This is a genomic window from Paenibacillus sp. MAHUQ-63 (genome assembly GCF_028765165.1).
Classification (GTDB): Bacteria; Bacillota; Bacilli; order Paenibacillales; family NBRC-103111; genus Paenibacillus_E.
In genome coordinates this window covers 1-662 of record NZ_JARADB010000030.1, presented here as the reverse complement: position 1 = coordinate 662, position 662 = coordinate 1, and the positions used below count along the sequence as shown (strand labels likewise).

Below are 662 nucleotides of genomic sequence, written 5' to 3'. Positions count from 1 at the left end.
CACCAAGTCCAGGCTGGACAAGCCGCTGGAGATGCACGGCGAGAAGATCACCGAGGCCGTCACCAAGGTCACCTGGACCGCCGACGGCAAGGGCATCGAGCCCGGCTACTTCGAGAAGTTCCCGCTCTCCGTCGGCCAGCTGCCCGAGGACACCGACCAGCTGGTCTTCAAGGCCCTGCAGACGTACTCCAACAAGGAGGTCGTCCGCTGGATCGAGGTGCCGCAGAAGGGCAAGGAGGAGCCCGACAACCCGGCCCCGGTGCTGGAGCTCGACCGCGCCCACGACGACCCCTACGTCCGTGACGGCCACCTGCTCGACACCGCCGCCGCCATCATCGGAGCACACCCGTGACCCTCGAGTCCTCGCCCCAGGAAGCGGCCGCGCCGCGGCACGAACGCACGATCGTCGACGTCACGTCCGCGGAGCTGCCGGACCGGGTGGCCTCCTTCTGCGAGCTGCTGCCGCTGACGCCCGTCGTCACGCTGGTGCGCGGCGGCTGGGCCGGGAATCTCTCCGGGTACGAGGCGCTGGGCGCTCTCGCGACCGCGATGGCCTGGATCCTCATCGCGGTGTTTGCTGTACGGCGGTGGTTCCGCTGGGAACCGCGGCGCTGACCGGAGGGGGAGTGACGGGCCGATGCGCACGCCGGGCAGGTGGTGGC

The 662-nt window shown here is 70.2% G+C and carries 2 protein-coding genes; both read left to right on the top strand.

The window, feature by feature from the left end; translation table 11 throughout:
* The coding region (locus PUT07_RS35325; protein ID WP_274473518.1) for a YcnI family copper-binding membrane protein at positions 1 to 352 on the top strand (352 nt) is incomplete at its 5' end.
* Positions 349 to 615, top strand: a complete 267-nt coding sequence (locus PUT07_RS35320; RefSeq protein WP_274473515.1) for a hypothetical protein — start codon at positions 349 to 351, stop codon at positions 613 to 615. The genes PUT07_RS35325 and PUT07_RS35320, both read left to right, overlap by 4 nt.
* Positions 616 to 662: the final 47 nt, after the last annotated feature.